This is a genomic window from Vibrio sp. 2033 (assembly GCF_033339735.1).
Genome location: NZ_JAWOVC010000119.1, coordinates 1 through 1,063, shown reverse-complemented (window position 1 = coordinate 1,063; position 1,063 = coordinate 1). Strand labels below are relative to the sequence as shown.

Annotated in this window: 1 protein-coding gene and 1 pseudogene; both read left to right on the top strand. The window is 48.5% G+C overall.

All coding sequences use genetic code 11. The annotated features are described in order from the left end of the window. Positions 1-274: outer membrane lipoprotein-sorting protein (locus tag R7P74_RS25025; RefSeq protein WP_318123338.1), on the top strand; the 274-nt coding region annotated here is incomplete at its 5' end. A 32-nt stretch (positions 275-306) separates the two neighbouring features. After that, positions 307-1,063: pseudogene (locus R7P74_RS25020) on the top strand (hypothetical protein); the annotation flags it as partial.

The window sequence follows — 1,063 nt, the reverse complement described above, 5'->3', positions numbered from 1 at the left end:
GAGTTATCAGAAGATCGATTTGTGGTTGTCTGAGCAAGATGCGTTCCCGATCAAAGCGGATCTTTATTTGCGTTCGGGCAAGCTTGCCAAGCAAGCGCAATACGGACGAGCGACCAACCGCGGCGAAGATTACGTCAGTGAGATGACCCTGCTCGACAGCATTCAACCGAGCAAAAAGACGGTGATTGAGTATCAAGAAATCGTCCCGTGGCAGTTGGATAATAAATTCTACAACCCGAGTTATTTGCCGAAAGCCAATACATCGGAGCTGTAATTTAAGGTTATTAACGCCATCAAGGATGTTTTATGAAAGTGCGATTCTTTAACGCTATCATCAATGTAAACAGCGTTGCGATTAGCTTCATTGCCGCTTCATTATGGATGGTTGCACCTGTTGCGGCCAATGATGAGTGGAGTTTTGAATGGGATTGGGCGGTAAGTTACGAAACCGCCAAGCTGCGAGATAGCGCGTTTATGGAGGCGCAAGGAAGCGCGCGTGACTCGCTCAACGCTTTACTTGATGTGCAAGTGAATTATCAAAACATCAGTGGCTTATTCACCTTGTACAGCCAAGGTTTGTATCTCAATCAGCAAGGTGAGCATGAATGGTGGGGCGAGGCGGATAATCAACTTCTTATCCGAGAACTGGCGTGGCAGGGCGAATGGCAAGTTGGTGATACCACTTTGGATGTTAGCGCGGGCAAGTTGCGCGTTGATTGGGGCGTAGGTTATGGCTATCGACCTTTAGATTTGTTCAAACCATATCGACAAAATCCGGTCGGCTTGGTGGCAGAGGAGGGAGCGGGTGTGTTTTCACTTTCGTATTACGACATGTCAGGTGTATGGACGGTGATTGCAACAGACTCAAGTTGGGGACAACAGGATCAAAGCGCGCTTGATCAAGCCGTAGAACAGCGTGGGTTTGGGATTCGCCGTTATGCGTTGGTGGGCGATATGGAGTACCAAATCATTGGTTATTACGATGATGTGCGTCGGGGTTTATTGGGTGCGAGTGCCATTGCCGTGTGGGATGAATCTATAGCCATGCACAGCTCGTTGCTGT